Annotated in this window: 14 protein-coding genes; 5 read left to right on the top strand and 9 right to left on the bottom strand. The window is 42.0% G+C overall.

The window, feature by feature from the left end; genetic code table 11:
* Positions 1–21: 21 nt before the first annotated feature.
* The 5 genes from IM792_RS19445 (at position 22) to IM792_RS19425 (ending at position 6,817) form a co-directional block, all read left to right on the top strand.
* Positions 22–1,152 carry a DUF5009 domain-containing protein gene (locus IM792_RS19445; RefSeq protein WP_194103580.1) on the top strand — a complete coding sequence of 377 codons (1,131 nt, stop codon included), beginning with the start codon at positions 22–24 and terminating at the stop codon, positions 1,150–1,152.
* A gap of 56 nt (positions 1,153–1,208) precedes the next feature.
* A complete protein-coding gene (locus IM792_RS19440) occupies positions 1,209–4,409 on the top strand; it encodes a GH92 family glycosyl hydrolase (protein WP_194103579.1) in 3,201 nt (1,066 codons plus the stop codon).
* A gap of 189 nt (positions 4,410–4,598) precedes the next feature.
* Complete coding sequence (locus tag IM792_RS19435) at positions 4,599–4,790, top strand: cold-shock protein (RefSeq protein WP_194103578.1); 192 nt, start codon at positions 4,599–4,601, stop codon at positions 4,788–4,790.
* A gap of 126 nt (positions 4,791–4,916) precedes the next feature.
* Positions 4,917–5,366 carry a cold shock domain-containing protein gene (locus IM792_RS19430; protein ID WP_194103577.1) on the top strand — a complete coding sequence of 150 codons (450 nt, stop codon included), beginning with the start codon at positions 4,917–4,919 and terminating at the stop codon, positions 5,364–5,366.
* Positions 5,367–5,752: 386 nt separating this feature from the next.
* Entirely contained in the window at positions 5,753–6,817 is a 1,065-nt protein-coding gene (locus IM792_RS19425) for a hypothetical protein (RefSeq protein ID WP_194103576.1), read from the top strand.
* Between the two features lie 836 nt (positions 6,818–7,653).
* On the opposite strand, the gene IM792_RS19420 is transcribed toward IM792_RS19425, so the two are convergent.
* From IM792_RS19420 to IM792_RS19380, 9 genes are all read right to left on the bottom strand, one after another.
* Positions 7,654–8,541 carry a bestrophin family ion channel gene (locus IM792_RS19420; RefSeq protein WP_194103575.1) on the bottom strand — a complete coding sequence of 296 codons (888 nt, stop codon included), beginning with the start codon at positions 8,539–8,541 and terminating at the stop codon, positions 7,654–7,656.
* A gap of 169 nt (positions 8,542–8,710) precedes the next feature.
* Positions 8,711–9,175, bottom strand: a complete 465-nt coding sequence (locus IM792_RS19415; protein ID WP_194103574.1) for an OmpA family protein — start codon at positions 9,173–9,175, stop codon at positions 8,711–8,713.
* Positions 9,176–9,360: 185 nt separating this feature from the next.
* Positions 9,361–9,558, bottom strand: a complete 198-nt coding sequence (locus IM792_RS19410) for a hypothetical protein (protein WP_194103573.1) — start codon at positions 9,556–9,558, stop codon at positions 9,361–9,363.
* A 185-nt stretch (positions 9,559–9,743) separates the two neighbouring features.
* Complete coding sequence (locus IM792_RS19405) at positions 9,744–10,880, bottom strand: endonuclease/exonuclease/phosphatase family protein (protein ID WP_194103572.1); 1,137 nt, start codon at positions 10,878–10,880, stop codon at positions 9,744–9,746.
* 86 nt (positions 10,881–10,966) lie between these two features.
* On the bottom strand, positions 10,967–11,917 hold the full coding sequence (locus IM792_RS19400; RefSeq protein WP_194103571.1) for an AraC family transcriptional regulator: 951 nt from the start codon (positions 11,915–11,917) through the stop codon (positions 10,967–10,969).
* 120 nt (positions 11,918–12,037) lie between these two features.
* Positions 12,038–13,399, bottom strand: coding sequence for an HmuY family protein (locus IM792_RS19395; RefSeq protein ID WP_194103570.1), 1,362 nt, complete (start codon positions 13,397–13,399; stop codon positions 12,038–12,040).
* Positions 13,400–13,440: 41 nt separating this feature from the next.
* On the bottom strand, positions 13,441–15,696 hold the full coding sequence (locus tag IM792_RS19390; protein ID WP_194103569.1) for a TonB-dependent receptor: 2,256 nt from the start codon (positions 15,694–15,696) through the stop codon (positions 13,441–13,443).
* A 183-nt stretch (positions 15,697–15,879) separates the two neighbouring features.
* Entirely contained in the window at positions 15,880–16,926 is a 1,047-nt protein-coding gene (locus IM792_RS19385; RefSeq protein WP_194103568.1) for a hypothetical protein, read from the bottom strand.
* 21 nt (positions 16,927–16,947) lie between these two features.
* On the bottom strand, positions 16,948–18,009 hold the full coding sequence (locus IM792_RS19380; RefSeq protein ID WP_194103567.1) for a hypothetical protein: 1,062 nt from the start codon (positions 18,007–18,009) through the stop codon (positions 16,948–16,950).
* Positions 18,010–18,155 lie beyond the last annotated feature (146 nt).

The raw sequence follows: 18,155 nt of genomic DNA, 5'->3' as shown, positions 1-18,155 counted from the left end.
TATCAATCATAAATAAAATAAATGACTGCTACTACCAGCCAAAGATTTACCGCGCTCGATGTTTTTCGCGGACTGACAATCTGTTTTATGATCATTGTTAACGCGCCCGGTTCGGGGGCGGCGGTATGGTCGCCGCTTGATCATGCGCAATGGTTCGGCTTTACACCAACGGATCTGGTGTTTCCATCGTTCCTTTTTGCCGTAGGCAACGCGCTGAGCTTTTCAAAAAAGAGATACGAAACCGATGCTGTGTTTTTTGGTAAGGTTATCAAGCGTACCCTCATCATATTTTTGTTGGGTTATTTAATGTACTGGTTCCCGTTTATGCATCGTGATGGTGGTGGCTGGGCATTTAACCCGGTTGCCAATACCCGTGTTATGGGGGTATTGCAACGCATAGCTTTATGCTATTTTTTCGGCGCGCTGATGGTGCATTATTTTTCGCAGCGGGCGGTTATCATTATTTCTGTAATACTGTTGTTGGCTTATTGGGTTATTCTGCTGGTGTTTGGTATTACAGGCGCCGAGTTTACCATGCTGGATAATGTAGGTACAAAGCTTGATATACTACTTATAGGCGATTCCCACATGTATCATGATAAAGGTGGTCCGGTAGCTTTTGAACCCGAAGGATTACTGGGTACACTACCATCCATAGTAAATGTAATAGGCGGTTACCTGGCCGGTGCTTTTATTCAGCGTAAAGGGAAAAACTACGAGGCAGTGGCCAAGTTATTCATTTTCGGCGCGCTGTTTATTTGTGTGGCTTTGTTTTGGGGGCAGTTTTTCCCGATAGGAAAAAAATTATGGACAAGCACCTTTACCCTGTTAACCATCGGTATTGATATGGCCATATTAGGCTTTTTATTGTATGCCATCGAAATAAAGAATTTAAACCTGGGCACTAACTTCTTTTTAACGTTCGGGCGTAATCCGCTGGCTATATATTTACTGTCAGAGTTGCTGTTTACTATCATTATTACCATTTGGGTACAACCGGGTGTCAGTCTTTATGAGTGGATCAACCGGGTATTATTTCAGCAGATATTTCCGGGTTCGTTCGGTACGCTGGTTTTCGCGATATGTTATATGCTGTTGTGCTGGCTGGTGGCTTATGTGTTAGATAAGCGGAAGATCTACATAAAAATATAAGCGTGTTGAAAAGGCTATTTACAAACACGACCCTTATACTGTGCGCATTGCTGACTATGAGCCTTAGCGCGCATGCGCAGCATGCAAATAACTACCTGCAATATGTAAACCCCTTTATTGGCACGGCAAAAAGCAATGTATTAACCCGGTGGGGGAGCGCGGGTGGTACTTATCCCGGTGCTGTAGCGCCATCGGGCTTTATACAGTTAAGCCCCGAAACGAGTTTGAAAGGTGCACGGGGTTATAATTATGCCGATTCGGTTATCTACCATTTCAGTTGTTTTGGCCACATGAGTGGTTTTCCTGAAGGTTCGGCTGGGCAGCTGGGTATAATGCCGGTAGCTATTGGCGCTAATTTAGATTCGGGTAATTACAGCCGAAAATTCTCGCACAAAACAGAGGTAGCCTCACCCGGATATTACAAAGTTGTTTTTGATGATGATGGCACCACTGTCGAAGCTGCAACCACACCCCGTACCGGTATCTTTCGTTTTGCATTTGTAAAAGGAGCAGCAGTTCAATTATTTGTAGCCGATGCAGGGGAGGCGGTAACTCCATTAAAGCAGGAACTGCATATTGGTAGTCGCAATACGATCATGCTTTTTTCGGAGGCCTATCTTACCAAAAAGAAGGTTAAGGGCGGTTGGCTGTTTACCTTTTCAAAATCATCTGCATCAAAAAAAGTAATTAATGTAAGGCTGAGCACTTCTGCAATTGACTACGCAGCGGCTAAGCAAAACATCAGTAGAGAGCAGGGCAATTCAGGCTTTGATGATATACATAAACAAACCGCTTTATCCTGGCAAAAACAGCTATCGGTAATTGATGTGGCCGATGATAATGAACAAAATAAAACCGTTTTCTATACCGCCTTGTATCATTCATTGCTGATACCCTGGGTTATTGATGATGCCGATGGCCGATACCGGGGAGGTGATGGTAACATACATCAGCGTAGCGGTAACAATCAATACGGTGCCTTTTCACCCTGGGATACCTTCCGTACATTGCACCCATTGTTAACGCTGCTGTACCCGGATAAACAAAAGGATGTGATACTTTCCATGCTTGATGTTTATCGGCAAAACGGTCATTTACCCATTGAATCAATGACGGGTAACCACGCCATACCAATTATAGTCGACAGTTATCTGAAAGGTATTACAGGCTTTGATAAGGCAGAGGCTTACGAGGCCATGAAGAAAAGCCTGGTTACCGGTCCGTTTTTACAAAAGGATATGGCCGCCTATCATCAAAACGGGTATGTGCCCTTTACGCATGCCGAATCAGTTACCCGTACGGTTGAATACGCTTATGATGATTGGGCTTTGACGCAGTTTGCTAAGCATGTAATGGCCGATAGCAGTATCTGGCGTTTAGAATCGGGTAAGGCATATAACTACCGAAACTTGTTTAATAAGGACGCGGTTACTTTTTTGCCCAAAAATGGCGATGAGTTCAAATTACAGCCCGGCATGTCGGGCTATAAGGAGGGCGACCAATGGGTGTATGGTTACTTTGTGCCGCATAATGCTAAAGATCTGATCAACCTGAATGGCGGTGATCAACTTTTTGCCGCGCGACTGGATTCTGTTCTGCAAAATCAGGTGCTGGTTTTTGATAACGAAACTGTATTTCATGTGCCCTATCTGTTCAACCAGGCCGGTCGGCCCGACTTAACACAGAAATGGAACAGGCAAATTATGCTGGAGCGTTTCAGTAATACCCCGGGCGGTTTGCCGGGTAATGATGATCTCGGCTCAACGTCAAGCTGGTACCTGTTCAGCGCTATGGGCCTTTACCCAACAGTCCCCGGCAGGCCATTATATAGCATTGGTACTCCATTGTTCCGGTCGGCAACTTTAAACCTGCCTAATGGCCGTAAGTTAACTATCAACAGCGATCAACAAGGCGGCTACGTGAAAGCATTAAGTATCAACGGTAAAGATTGGCAGCAGCTAATCATACCACATGAATTATTAGCTAATGGTTGTAATGTCGACTTTAAAATGAGTGCTCAACCATCGCAATGGCCGCTTGATAAAGACCCAAAAGAACTATCAGAAACTCAAAATCCGACGGATATACGGGTATCAAACATATCAGTATCAACCCATAAAGTAAAGCCCGATCAGCTCTTTTACATCCGTTACTCGCTAACCAACAACGGCAGCACAGGCTTGCAAAAGATAGTTGTTTTAAAAGATGGTAAGCCGTACACGTATAAAAATACACTTGTTGAGCACGGGCAGATTGTTAAAGATTCTATCTCCCTAAAACTATACGCCGCTAAAGCTACAACTGTAAATATTGAAGGTTTTAAGCCGCTCAACGTTAAGGTTACCCCGGTAAAGTTGAAAGCCGAAAACGCTTTGCGTATTATAGGAATCAAAACTACACCCATGGTGAGCTTGCACGAAGATGGTCAGCTAAGCTACATGATTCAAAACATTGATGGACAAATGCGTACGTTTTATGTGCCTGTAAAGCTGAACAATAAACTGATACTTACCGATACGGTTTCGCTGGATGAGGGGGAGAAAAAGGATGTACAGCATAAATTGACCTCCCCAACTTCAGGCTTTCAGCAAGTCACGGTGAATGGTCAGCAGGTGCGCTATAAGGTTTATCAGCAAGCAATGGAGGCGTTGTTATTATCGCTATCTCCGGTAGGGGTGAAAGGAGGGGATATCATTACTGATTCATCGGGGTTTGAAAATAACGGGCACATTATATCAGCCAATAAAAACAATAGCGGCACATTTATATTTAATGAGGATAACCACGTTGAGGTGTCTAATGCCCCAAGTCTGGATGAAATGGGCGAAACTCTCACCATGATGGGCTGGGTATATCCTACAGGTAGCCAAAAGGGTTTGGTAGATATTATCACCAAAGGTGATAGCCATGTATTACAGATAACCGATCAAAAAACACTCACCTTTTTTGCCGGTGGCTGGGGGCGCGGAGATTTAACCGTGAACCTGCCTGCCGATTGGAAAGATCATTGGCACCATATTGCGGGTGTTTGCAGCGGCAAAAAGCTCGAACTATATATTGATGGTGCATTAGCGGGAACTACCGTACTCGAAGAAAGTGCCAACCTTAGCAACACCAGCAAATGGGTTTTAGGCCAAAATGAGGAGTTTCCGGGTGAGCGAATATTTCAGGGGGAGTTGGATAAGGTTAAAATTTATAAAACACCGCTTACCGCTGCTGAGGTAAATATGCTTTATCGAAAAGAAAATCGCCGGTAATTATCAAAGCGCAAAATATTTATGAGGGAGGTATTAATGTTGGTTTATGCTGCTTAAAGCGGCTTAAGGCGCTTTTTATTCAAATAATTTAGCCTTGCTGTTTAAATTATATTTAATAAATTTTAGCAAAAGGAAAGCTAAGTCGTTTATTATGCGTATCTTGCGTACTTATTAATAAAGCAATAAATAATGCAACAAGGAACAGTAAAATTTTTTAATGAAACTAAAGGTTTCGGATTCATTACACCAAGCAATGGTGGTCGCGAAATCTTTGTTCATACTACCGGCCTGATTGATAGCATTCGTGAGAACGATGTTGTTAATTACGAGGTTGAAGAAGGCCGTAAAGGCCCTAATGCAATTAATGTAAAAGTAGCTTAACACACTATAAATTATTGTATAGCATTCCCCTGTTTAGGGGAATGCTTTTTTTTTACCTATTTTTATACAAATAACTTCCTCCTTGCATTTCAATACAGCAAAACAAAAAAACACATAAATTAATACATGGGTAGATCCACAGAAACATTCAACAAAAAAGAACGCGAAAAGAAAAAACTTAGAAAGCAACAGGACAAAAGAGAGAAAGCCGAAGAACGTAAGGCCAATGCTGTAAAAGGCGGCGACCTTGACGACATGATGGCCTATGTTGACGAAAACGGTGATATTACGTCGACCCCGCAAGTGCCCGGTAAACGTAAGCAGGTATCGTTAGAGAACATTCAGATTGGTATAGCAAGGCAGGAAGATATACCTGTTGAGGTTGTCAGAAACGGAAAAGTAGCTTTTTTTAACGACTCAAAAGGCTATGGCTTTATCAAAGATCAGCTAACTCAAGAGAGCATCTTTGTGCACATCAATGGCATATTGGAGCAAATTAAGGAAAACGATAAGGTTACCTTTGAGATTGAACAAGGCGCAAAAGGCCCTAATGCTGTTAAAGTTAAAAAAGCGTAACTATACTATTTGTTGTTCATCCTATCAGCATTTGTTGGTAATTGATAGAAAGTAATTTGTACCTATAGATATAACCTTACTTGAAGAAAAATCATCATTATGATGTGCTTGTAGGTTAACTATTGGTTATTATTTCTCTGTCCGAAAAATAAATATTCATTACTAAAGCCCCGGGTTATTTATCCGGGGCTTTTTATTTTGTCTGATTTCGGAATAGTTTTTGGCTTGCAAAAAATGCTGTAGAATGCTTTAATCGAAACATTTTCAGATAATTATAATTCGGAGTTTTTCTTCAATTGAAATTTTTTTAAAAAATATAGCTATACGTTGTAACCTTTATAATACAAAGGCGTAAAAGACTGTAACTATTGATTAAAAAAACCCTAATGATTAAAAACTTTGCAAAGAGTTTAGCAGTTGCGGTATGCGCTGCTGGATTCACCTTCGCCTCTTGCTCAAAGCAAAATGATGTTGTTCCTGCTGACGAAGCTGTTGCTTCAAGCCAATCTCAAACAACTTTAAAAACCGCCAGTACTTCGGCTTCAACGCTTAAATTGGGTATCAACGGTCACCCGTTTGGTGATGCGCCTTACCTGGCTACCCCGGCCTCTAAGCAAATCGAGCTGATAAAAGGTATGGGCATGAACTGGTACCGTATCAACGTGATCACTTCATCTGATGGTACTATCTCAGCTTCATCATCAAGCCTGTGGACCTCACTGCGTGATGCTGCTAAAAACGGTCAGGTTAACTTACTGCCAATGCTTTACTTAAGAACATTGAAAGAAACCGACACTGAGCAATCAGCTTACGAAAAAGGCCGTACCCTTGGCGCTAACTTCGCTGGCAAATATGGTGAGTACTTTGAGTACTATAACCTGGGTAACGATTTAGAGCTTGACCTGTTGATCTCGGGCAAAAGCGGTCGTGAAGCTTCACATTACGATGCTACCAGAAGCGCAGTGGTTGCCTCATACCTAAAAGGTGCCGACGAAGGTATCAAAGCTAACGACCCGGGTGCTAAAACCATGATCGATGCCGGTTGGTTACACTGGGGTTTCTTAACCTTCTGCTCAAACTACGGTGTTAAGTATGATGCTATCGGTTACCACTGGTACTCAGATATGGAAAGTGCCGGCAAAAGCAACAAGGTTACTGATATCACTACAACATTGTCAACCCTGTTCCCAACTAAAGATATCTGGTTCACTGAGTTCGGTTTCCGTTACAAATCAACTAACTCATTCTCAGTTAACGAAACTAATCAAAACGCATTCATCCACACATTCTTAGATAAATGCCGTGCCAACCCACGTGTAAAAGTTGCCATGACCTACGAATTGTTTGATGAGCCATACAAAAGCTACCAGGAATCAAACTACGGCCTGATCAAATGGACTACCCAATACTCTGATATGGCTGATAAAGCGGTAACAATTAACTTCAAATAATTAATTAATAAATACATATCTCTCATAGCCGGAGCCGTAAGGTTCCGGCTTTTTTTGTTTACAGATTTTTTATTGGGGGATTTGAAGATTGCGGTTGTTTACACTTAGTTATAAAGCTAAGCCTGAAGGTGAAAGTGACTATAAACCTATAACATCTAATTTGATCAATGCCGATATTTTTCAATACCTATCAGTTATTTACAGGTTTAACAGCTACTAAAAATAGAAGTGTGTATAGATATTTCATTATTGCTACTTGATTTGGTAAATAGGGAATAGCGCTTTTTATATAATATAGTGAGATACGAAACTATTATAAACAGCAAAACCCGCCTTACGGGGCGGGTTAGTAAATTTGAAAACAAAGATCCTTTAGTTGAATTACAAAAAATCAAAGCATAGCAAATACCGCTTTGCTTATGTATTTATAATTATTTCTTTTGGAATCGGGGATCTACAGACCAGCTATCAGCCTGATCTTTGTTTAATGCTTCGGCGCTTACGTTAGCGCAAAATTTTTGAGCCATGTATACCAATACAAGCACAACTGGAGTTGCAATGAGAAAAATCATTTGTTTAAATCACATTAGGGTTGTGCATATATACGCAAATGTTGTATACAAAGTTGTGTATAGTTGAAACTATTTTCTACTTTGTCGAAATAATTTTATCCTAACGGCTAATTATGTATGAAATTAATGCCCTTGTGTGAAATTGTAGTGTCCGGTAGTGTTGTTCAAATACTCACAATGGTGATGATAGGAAATAGCATAGCAAGTCAATCCAATAAATCTTGGTGATCCATCAGTTATAATTGATGCTGATGCTGATGCCGATTACATCAAATAGAACCTATCCGGCTGTGTAGGCTGCTCGGGTTTTGGTAAGCCGGCCATTTCCATCAGGTTGCGTTCAATGGTGCGGGAAAGGGCCGTCATTGGTGTATCGGTCGGTTTGTTCTCAAATGGGTCTTGCATTAGTATGGCGGTACGCTCAATAGCAATGAAAAGTACCGGTACCGTAGTGGCCATACATATCTCAATGGCCCAGTGGTGATCATCCAACCCGAATGGGAAAATAGTGGTCAGCACGTAGATCAGGAAGTGGATCAGCACACTATATGCACGAGGAAAAACCGTGTTTTTGATACGTTCGCATCGGCCCATTGAATCGGTGAGGCGTTGTATAGTGCTGTCTATCTGTACCTGTTTGTTGGGGTTAAGCTGATATTGCTCACTTAAATGAGCTAACTGTTCGGTATGTTTTGAGAGGAGCAGGTTGGGTCGGTTATCACTATCGGCACCAAGCTGGGCTATATAATTATTAACCTTTTCGGTAGCCGGGCATTTACGTAAACCTTCGGCCAGGGCATAGCACCAAATGGATTGCCTTATGGCAAACTCGCTAATGTATTGTTGTTTTTGATCGTTATTGGGTAAAAACTGTATTAGCTGGCGGATAAGCGTGCGGCTATCATTAACAATGGCTCCCCAAATAATACGTGCTTCCCACCAGCGCTCGTACGATTGCGAGGTACGGAAAGCCAGCAGCAGCGACAACAGCGTGCCCACCATTGCCGATACGCTTAAGGGGATGGTAAGATCCTTAAAAAAAGTAAAATAATCTAACCCGCCAACTATACAGGCATACAGAAATATGGCCAGTACTTCCCACTTAATTAACTTTAAAAAATATATGATGGATATCTGTTTCGCTAATAACATATTCTATTGTTCTCCTCGCTGTTGTTTTAACACCTATTGATAAGAGCCTAAATTGAAAAAATCGAATTTCGATATTCAAAATCAGCGTTTTACCAATATAACAAAGCGATAACAGAACACCACATATTTTAAAAAAGTTTTAAAAGGAATGAACTATTCTAACTAATTTCTAACGAGCTTTAAGAACGATCTCTACACGACGGTTCTTTTGGCGGCCTTGTGCTGTTTTATTGCTCGATATAGGCAGGGTATCACCAAATGGGGTAGTAACTATCAAAGTTGAATCCACACCTTTGCTTATCAGTTGTTTTTTTACCTCGATGGCTCGCTTGTCCGACATTTTCCAGTTGCCCACATAAGTACCTATAGCATCGGCATGGCCACGTAATGATACGGCGTGTTTGCCATCCTTCAAATATTTCGCAAGCTGATCTAACTGGTTGTCATTAGGCTGGCGGATGTCTGCCTTACAAAAGTCGAACTCTAAGTTGCGGGTCATATCCTTTACTGACAGTGCCGCTGGTTTTGCTGCTTTACTTGCGGTAGGGGCGTTTTTGCTAACCGGCCCATCAGCTTTATATGAAGCCGAAACTATCAGAAGCGATAGTGCTGATAAGATAATTTTTGTTTTCATGGCTTAAAATTTTATCAAATAAAGTAATTTGACAGGTTGATTTTATGCACACGAATACTGTCGTAAACTAAAACGTGTAGTGTATAAATAGTGAGTAAATATCTATACTCCAATAAGTTGTGAGTGTCGTGGTGCTATTTTAGCTATTTATGCTTATAGCTATAGCACCAACAACACTACCTTTATTAGTTCATCTCAACGGCTTCAGTAAAGTGGCTTATTTCCTCCTGTGGAATAAGGCGGCCGCTATCGGTCAAGTAGTAATTATCATCAGCATTTAGGTATGCTAAAAATATGGCATTAACTTCTTTGTTACCATCTTGAATGCGTACACGCTGACCAAGTTTAGGTAAGTTATTTGATATCGGATTATTGCTCGACATAGTGATACTTTTTTAACAATTATTCAGCTAAAGTATAAAAAGCATTACTAAGTTTTCGCTCTGGTTTATGAATGTAAAGTGTTTTGTGTAACCTGTGTAAAAGTTTCAATATTTATCATATCATCAGTAAACAAGTGTATACATTAACTGTGTCGCAATTAAATAGTTAAGCTGTTAACAAAACGTTACTGATCTGTAACCGGCAGGGCAGGGGTATCGGTAGTTGTATTCTCGGTTTGTGGTGGTAATAGTTTTTTCTGTAAATAATTGTCAGTATGGTCAATACGTATCTCAACCCACATAGGCAAATGGTCCGACATCTGGAAGGTTCGCCAATAGGTTTTGTAATAGCTCCTTTTAGCCTTATCATCTTTAGGCTCACCTTCGGAGTTTTGCATATATCCTTTACCCATCTCGTCGGCGTACTCATGTTCATCTGTTTCATCATCCTTAAAAACAGACTTAAAAAAATCGAACACTCCGGCTTTGCCCGTAGTTTCAAACTTATTTGGCCTAACCCTGAATGCTATCTGATCATAAAACTTATTTTTTAACGCGTTTGATGGTAGCTTTTGCAAAGCCTCGGGGGTGATGAAACCTGCTTTGGTTATGGCTTCGTAGGTTTTATCCTCCCGCTTAAAAATGTTAAAATCGCCCAGCAGTATCATATTGTGCGACCATGCCGTGGCCTTTTCAGCTTTCTGTGCTATCATTTGCGCCAGATCCTCAATTTCTTTTACCCGCTCCGGGTCTTCAGCTGTTGATTCGCCGTAAAGAATATGCACAGTAGTAAGTGTGAAATCTGTCCACCCTGCCTTAAAGCCACAAATAAATGGCGTGCGTGCCAGCTGTTTAACCGGCTTGTAAATGGTTTGCCCGCTAACAGGGTCTTTCTCCTCAAACGGAGGTAACACTAACTGACCGGCCAAACCACCGAACCTAACCTTACGGGTATCAAACAAAAATGCCGTGCGTTCAGAATTTCCCTGCCTACCCTCGGTAACATCAGTAAACATGTACGACCAATGGTTGCCCAAAATATTCATCACCTTATCCAGCGCCTTAAGATTATCACGCACTTCCTGCACGGCAATAATGTCGAATTTAGAGATGATCTCGGCAATGTAATAGTACGATTCACTTATGCGGCCACCATATTTACTACCGCCAAACTCCCTGATGTTCCAGGTGCCCAGCAGCAGGTTACTCTCCATTTGCTTTTCCGGAATTTCGGCAGCAAGTTGCTTGCGTAACACTTGTAACTTGGTAATGGTGCGTTTTCCCTCGGGAGTATTTGCTTTAATGGCATGATAAAATGGCATGGCGTTTTATTTAAGGTGTTAACAGCCAGTTGATTATTTAAATATACTAACCAATTGTTAAACAAATATTAAATAAGTAGCAATGCCTACATCCGTATTTTGCTGGGCGATACCTGGTAACTCTTTTTAAAGGCAGCCGCGAAATGATGCGGATTTTTGTATCCAACGGTGGTAGCTACCTCGGTAACACTTTTGCCGTTGCTTAGCAGCTTGTAGGCGGTTTCCATGCGTATGTTGTTCAGGTATCCAAAAACAGTATTGCCAAAATATTCCTTAAAGCCTTTTTTAAGCTTAAAATCATTCAGGCCTATCTTTTTAGATAGTGCCAGTATAGAGAATGGTGTTTTTATATTACTCTCCACCAATTGCCTGGCCTGGTAAAGCTTGGCTATATCCTCGCGGGTTAGCTTAAAGGCTGCCGACTTATCGGCCACGTTCAGGTTAAAATGCAGTTTCATGGCCATGATCTCCAGCACCTTTTCTTCGCTGATGGCTCTTTTTAGGTTAGGAGCATGATCATTTGATGTTAAGTATTCAAGCAGTATATTGATTTTATTACTGAGGGACGAATCCTTTTCAACCAGGGTAAACATCTGTTTATCATACTGTTGTGCCGATAGATTGATGCCATCGCCCCACAACCTCGCCACGGATTGTTTGGTAACCACAATGCTGAATATTTTGGTATTATGCGCAATGCTGGCCTTAGCGTTAAAGGTGCGATTGTAATTACCATCGGCCCTGTTGCATTGCCATTTTAGCGCTGCTGTTTGAGATATAACAGTTAAGCCCCCCTCAATTACAAAGCTTGTTTGCCAGGCAAAATCATCCATCTCAATGCTAAAAACGGTATCGTTATTCAAATCAAATTCGCTTACTATCAGGCAAAAGTTGCTGAACCAATAGGTGTTCGATGTCATGGCGCCCCATGTTCCTGCCAGTTCAGACCGTATATTAACCAGGTCCGACTCCTTCGAGGGGGCGTTATGCTCATTTAGGGAAAGTTTACTATCCGGCGAAAAGATATTGATATGCATGCGGTACAACCTGTTTTGTAAAGCCTTTGCACAGTGGCTTATGTAAAATGTATAAAACCCAATAAGCAGCGTTAATAATTAAGCTGCTTATTGGGTGTAAGTATTTATTTAATATGATGCTTATTTCACCAAAGCGTATTGAATAACCGGATAACCGCGAGTACCACCATCCTGAGTGGTAAAGCTGTTGAATTTCAGTTTGTATACGTTGCCCGCGGCATCTTTAATTACATAAAAACGATCAGTTTTTACACCAACGGTACCTGTGGTAGCTCTCCATGCCGAACCCATAGTGTTACGGCTGGTAGTAAATGTAGTGGTAGCAACATTGGCCGATGCGTAAGCATCGTAACTAACAGTACTGGTCAATACTTCGGCTGATGTTATGCCGCCTAAGCTGTTGGTAAATACCAGATCAGAGAAAGCATAAGGGATTGTACCGGTGTAGTAAATGCTGTAAGTCCATTGCATATCCCAGTGATCTTTGGTTGGTTCAACCTCAACTTCGGCACCTTTTTCAAATGATACGTAGTTAAAATTAAAGGTTGAATTTTTAGCTATACTGATGGTTTTGAATGTAGTTTCATTCAGTTTAGCGTATTGCAGGCTGTAGCCACCGTTTGCGCGTAGTACACGTATTTTATACAGATCGGCAGCCGGTGATGTTGTTGCTGAGCCGCCTACACGGTTAATAACGTATACTTTGTTCTCGGCATCTGTTGCTGATACTTGTGGGATAGCGGTTTTGGTAAGGTCGCCGTTAACATCATCAATAATGCTGAAAGAACCCTGACCGTAACCTAAATTAAGGTTGCTGATAGTGATATCGCTTTCTGAAACCTGGGTAAGGTCGGTTTTATCAACCGCGATAACTGATGCAGCGGTAGTGTTGTTGATGATCACCCTGAAATCGTCACCGGCGTAAAAACCCAGATCCCAGCTGTTACGTAATACTGATGTTTGTTTGTTAGCGCTAAGGTCTACAAAAACAGAATTAACCGCTGCCGCGCCACCTTCACCACCGTTAAGGGTGAGGGTAGTGCCATCAGATGTTATAGCGGCAAAGCTAACCTTTGTGCTGTTTGTTGCACCAACCAATATCGGGCTGCCCGCTGTAGCTATGTTAAAGGTTACTGATTCGCCACCGTTAAGGAAAAGGCCTTCGGCTTTATTTATTTTGAATGATACGGTGTTGCTACCTGCCGGTACGGTTACGGTGATAGCGTTGTTTGTAGCAGCCGGGGTAGTTGTAAATTCAGTACCGTAAGTTACGCCTGTAGTTACCAGGTTAATGGTTACCGGTACGGCTACGTCAGCAGCTCTGCTTAAGGTAAGGGTAACATCGGCAGATGTACTGGTTGATTCGATACCTTGTGTTGAGGCCGAAAAGTTGATCAAATTATCCGGAGCAGCCGGATCATCCTTTGAGCAAGCGCTGGTTAAAAGCGCCAAACCTAACATCATGTATAGGATTTTTTTCATCGTTTGTTTGTTGTTTTATGATTTAATTGAAGATTAATGCGCTATTTATGAAACTGGAAGTTGAGCCCCAAAAAGTACGACCGGCCATAACCCATTGGCACCGGGCCACCTGTACTGTGCGCCCCATCGGTATTGGTTGATGTATTGTTGACGTTGGTTACGTTGAACAGGTTTTTAACCCCTGCCGATAGATTAATAGTTTTGGTGATGTACTTATTGAGTGTGAAATCGGCAATGCTGAAAGCGGACCGTTTGGCCAGGCGGACATCATTTTCGCCGGTAGTGGTATTAGTGATTACCTCGTAAGTGGGTAACGTGCCATTGAATTTGTAAAACAAGCTGGCATCAGCCTTAATTTTAGTAAAGTGGTAAAGCAACGTACTGCTTACTTCGGGGTAGTAAACAAATTTGGCCTCGTTGTTTACATCATCAACAAGCTTATTATATGTGCCGATGTAGGCTGCGCCAACCCTGGCTTCAAGGTTTTTAAAGTTGATGGTATTATTAAACGTAATGCCTTTGGTTTTGGCCTTGTCAATATTGATATACATCATCACTGATGGATCAGCCGGATCATAGCCGATGGTGATCAGGTCCTTAAAATCATTATAAAAGCCGCCTAATGATGAGCGTAAGCTAAACCTGTTATCACCCGCCATTACCCAGCTTACCGAACCGTTAAAACTGTTTGAATATTCGGCCTTTAAGTTGGTGTTACCCCTGATGGAGTGGTTGGCATCAATAAAGTTGAAATACAATTCACGCAATGCCGGCGAACGGAAACCGCGGGCATAAGCCAGGCGCAGGTCAAAGGCATCGTTAAGTTTAAATTTTGTATTGATGGATGGTATTACCGGCGGCGCATCGTAAACCGAGTTTTTGATGAACCTTAACCCCGGCCTTACACTGATGGCATCAGTAGGTTGAATTTCTGACGAGATGAAGAAGGCATAATCATTAATAGTAGGGGTGCCATTAATACGCGCGCCGCTGCTGCCGGTAAGGTTTACCTCAACACCCGGCTGTAACGATACCGTTTTTGATAAAGAGTACTGCGCCGTAGCACGAAAGAATTTATTATCGAACACGGCCTTATCCTGCTCGCCTGCGCCCAGGGTTAAGCGCCTGTCGCCGGTGAGGGTGTTCAGGGTGGTAGTAAGTGTTCTGCGGCTATAGTCGGTATATGAAGCTACGCCGTTTATGCTCAGCTTATTGTTTACCAGCCATTCGGCTTGTAGCTGATGCATCCAACGGTAGGTAATATAATGCGCATCGGTACGTATGCCGGTGTTCACGTTTACCGGTCCGTTGTTTTTTAGGGTTTCGTTAGTACCATCCAACCTGTACCATACATGCAGGTTATTGGTGCGGTAGCCTGCCAGGGCATTGCCCAGCCATTGATCCTTTGGCATCCAGCCTAATGTGGCGCCATCAAAGTTGTTGCGACTAAAATTACCGCCAAACTCCCAACTTTTGTGGTTCCAGTTCAAACCTACATTTTCGTAATGCGTACCGCTGTTTTGGAATGCGTCGTATTTCTTTCCGGCGGTTTCTTCCTGCACACGGGCATGGATAGATAATTGATCGCCCTTTGATTTTTTAGTGATCAGGTTGATAACGCCACCTAAAGCATCGGTACCATAACTTACCGACATGGGGCCATCCACTATCTCCACATGATCAATAGTGTTAATGTCGATCTGGTTCAAACCCTCGCGTGTTTCACCACGATCAAGTATCGGCACACCATCCAATAATATCTTAACCCGCTGGCCTGAAACGCCCATCATGGAAACATCCGCAGTACCCAGCGTAAGATCATTACTAAACCTGAAACCCAGCTGATCGCTCAATACTTCTTGTATTTTAGTGGCATTACGCAAGCGTATCTGTTCGCTGCTTACGGTGCGCACCATGTACACCGAATTCTTAAGGGATTGCGGCGCGTACTGGCCGGTTACAACCACATCTTTCAGATCGAACGAGTTGATCTCTAAAACCACATCGGCCACACGCGTTGTTTCGCCGTTAAGCTCAACATCAATTTGTTTTGTTGTTAAACCTACTGCGCTAAATTGTATGGTGTATCTACCCGGGGAAGTATTGATTGAATAATTCCCATCGGCCTGCGATGTTGTGGTGGTTGATGTATTAAGCAGTTTTATGGTGATACCCGGAGCCGGATTACCATCATTAGTTAAAACTTTGCCTGTAATATTACCCTTATTGTTTTGGGCGATCGACGTGCTGATAAATACACAAAACGCTATGAGCGTAAAAATTAATCTGGGATACATTTATTTAGACTAAATATATATAACGCCGCAAAAGTGTGTTATTTTAACTTAATCTTACCAACGCGAGAGGGATTAAATGTAACGAAATCGGGAGTGTAGTGTAAATGTTACGCTTAAAAATGCTTGTAAATTGCCTTTTTGGTGGTTAAACATCTATTTGTTTAAATAATTGTAAAATACAACTTAAAGTTTTTTACTGATCTTCCTGATCTTTGAACCGTCTGTAACAAATATGGCTTCCGGTGTAACAGCTATACCTTGTGGAGCGCCAAATATAGCCTGACCAGCAGGGCCATCTGTATACTCACCGCTATTAAATGGTACAATCGTAGTTTCTGTTCCATCAAAACTTAAATGACTGATTTTATGCTCAAGCCCTCCGGATGAAGGAACATTGCTTGTAACTACAAAAAAGTTTACACGAGATGATACGTTAAAGTTTTTATCGCGCTTGGCAGGTGCGAAATCAACAATACCGGTTTGTACGCCGCTTGATGGAACCGTGAAAAAAGTAGTCACAGTTCCATCGAGCGTAATTTTGCGTAATGTTTTTCCGGGAGCGTGTGATACGGGGTCAACATCTGTAACCCATAATGTATTGTCAGATGCGTAACGAATATTTATGGCGAATATAAAGCGTGCATTTGCACCTTTTCCGTCAGCGGTACCTGCAACCCCGGTTTTACCGGCCAAAACGGTTGCAGTACCCGATGGTGTTACTTTAACAATGCGTTTGTTTCCTGCATCGCATATGTAAAGTGTACTATCGGGTCCAATGGCTACATCTGCCGGATTTTTAAGAGCTAAACTTACCGGAACTGTAGTTATAACACCATTTCTATCTATCTTAACAACTCTGTTTTCTGCATACAAAGCCGCATAGGTGGTGCCACTTTCCCCTGCCTTTACACCTATTACATTACTGCCGGCTGGTAGTATTGCCTGATCAGAAACCACAGCATTAGTGGTTATCTTATAAATTTTGTTAGCAAAAGCCGAGCTTGCATATAATGTGCCATTAGCTGAACGGCATAACCTGAAAGCATTATCAAGTGCGGGGTATCCTTCAAAAAATGTGCTTACCACGTAATTATCACTTACAGATGCACGGGTTTGGCTTGCAAGTTTTTCAGCATTAATAGATTCAGATACAGGGCTTTCTTTTTTGCAAGCCTGAAATACTGAGATGATCAATGCCAGGGCGATCAAGGTATAGCTTTTGTTTTTCATGATGGTAGGTTTAAAGTATCGTTACTTCAGCAATATTTTACGAATGGTATAATGGCTGTAATCAGTAAAGTACAGCGTGTTTTCATCCTTAGATAAAACCATGTGGTGTGCCCTTACATCCGCGCTGCTGCCTACACCATCGCGGCCATCATAAGGCGCGCGCGGGCCTACCAAAAATTGCAAGTGATTATTTGATATGGCAAGGATGCGTCCGTCATCGGCCACATATACCGTGCGACTATCCTTATTGGCTATAATACTGTATATGCCTCTAAAATTATAGTTTATAAATATCCGCTTAAACTCGCCCGATTTGGTAAGTTTATAAATATACCGCTGGTTTACTACCAGGTACTTAACCCCGTTATATCCGCAAAAAATACCAGTGATTGATGGATATTGAGGGTCAACAATTTGGTTATTGTCAGGGCTGTAGGGATTTGTACCCAGCGTATCATTAACAGTCAAAAATTTAGCTATAAGCCCGCGGGCGCTCCCATTACCCGTGGTTTGGGCTCCGCATATCCAGTAGTTATCTTCATAAGGATCTTTACCCATGTCAACAAAAAATTCATTGCTTTTTATCTCAGGGTTATATAGCTCGCCATTGGGCTTAACTATCCAAACTCTGTATTTAAAATTGTAGGTATACTCCAGCGCCAAAATGTTCATGGTACCATCCTTGGCTATTTTGATCACGGCCGGATTTCGTAGCGATGTACGGTCGGGCCTAAGCGGTATTTTAACCGTTGTAACTACACCGTCGGGCGTTATCTTGCGTATTTTATTGTTAAATATATCGGCCACGTAAAGGTTACCGTCATCAGTAAGCTCAATGCCCCAGCTGCCGTTAAACAAGGCCGCGTCGCCGGTACCATCAAGGTAGCCCTTTACATTACGCTTGCCGGCGATGGTTTTAACCGTGAGTGGCAGATAATCCTCATTAACAGAGGTGATTTTTAGCTGATCGTCGCTTTCGGTAGACGGGTTACTGTTTGAACCCTGTATGGCAGGTTCTTTTCTGCATGATGATAAAGCGATAAATAATCCGCAGATGAGCAGTTGGTAGGTGTGCGCTCTCATTACTATAGGTTTATATAGCAAAGTGACTAATTATTATTTATGATATAAATACCTTATTAACGCATGTACATTTCTTGTCCCATAACTGGGAAATCGTAACTGAGCAATTTTTCTTTTTACTGCTCATTTATCATATTATTTACAGT

It is taken from the genome of Mucilaginibacter sp. JRF (assembly GCF_015223065.1).
In the GTDB taxonomy this organism is placed as follows: domain Bacteria; phylum Bacteroidota; class Bacteroidia; order Sphingobacteriales; family Sphingobacteriaceae; genus Mucilaginibacter.
This window is presented reverse-complemented; position numbering and strand designations above follow the sequence as displayed.

Excerpts from the sequence above, each read along its gene's own strand:
- IM792_RS19445 (WP_194103580.1), top strand. The coding sequence starts at position 22 with ATGACTGCTACTACCAGCCAAAGATTTACCGCGCTCGATGTTTTTCGC.
- IM792_RS19440 (WP_194103579.1), top strand. The coding sequence starts at position 1,209 with ATGAGCCTTAGCGCGCATGCGCAGCATGCAAATAACTACCTGCAATAT.
- IM792_RS19435 (WP_194103578.1), top strand. The coding sequence starts at position 4,599 with ATGCAACAAGGAACAGTAAAATTTTTTAATGAAACTAAAGGTTTCGGA.
- IM792_RS19430 (WP_194103577.1), top strand. The coding sequence starts at position 4,917 with ATGGGTAGATCCACAGAAACATTCAACAAAAAAGAACGCGAAAAGAAA.
- IM792_RS19425 (WP_194103576.1), top strand. The coding sequence starts at position 5,753 with ATGATTAAAAACTTTGCAAAGAGTTTAGCAGTTGCGGTATGCGCTGCT.
- IM792_RS19420 (WP_194103575.1), bottom strand. The coding sequence starts at position 8,541 with ATGTTATTAGCGAAACAGATATCCATCATATATTTTTTAAAGTTAATT.
- IM792_RS19415 (WP_194103574.1), bottom strand. The coding sequence starts at position 9,175 with ATGAAAACAAAAATTATCTTATCAGCACTATCGCTTCTGATAGTTTCG.
- IM792_RS19410 (WP_194103573.1), bottom strand. The coding sequence starts at position 9,558 with ATGTCGAGCAATAATCCGATATCAAATAACTTACCTAAACTTGGTCAG.
- IM792_RS19405 (WP_194103572.1), bottom strand. The coding sequence starts at position 10,880 with ATGCCATTTTATCATGCCATTAAAGCAAATACTCCCGAGGGAAAACGC.
- IM792_RS19400 (WP_194103571.1), bottom strand. The coding sequence starts at position 11,917 with ATGCATATCAATATCTTTTCGCCGGATAGTAAACTTTCCCTAAATGAG.
- IM792_RS19395 (WP_194103570.1), bottom strand. The coding sequence starts at position 13,399 with ATGAAAAAAATCCTATACATGATGTTAGGTTTGGCGCTTTTAACCAGC.
- IM792_RS19390 (WP_194103569.1), bottom strand. The coding sequence starts at position 15,696 with ATGTATCCCAGATTAATTTTTACGCTCATAGCGTTTTGTGTATTTATC.
- IM792_RS19385 (WP_194103568.1), bottom strand. The coding sequence starts at position 16,926 with ATGAAAAACAAAAGCTATACCTTGATCGCCCTGGCATTGATCATCTCA.
- IM792_RS19380 (WP_194103567.1), bottom strand. The coding sequence starts at position 18,009 with ATGAGAGCGCACACCTACCAACTGCTCATCTGCGGATTATTTATCGCT.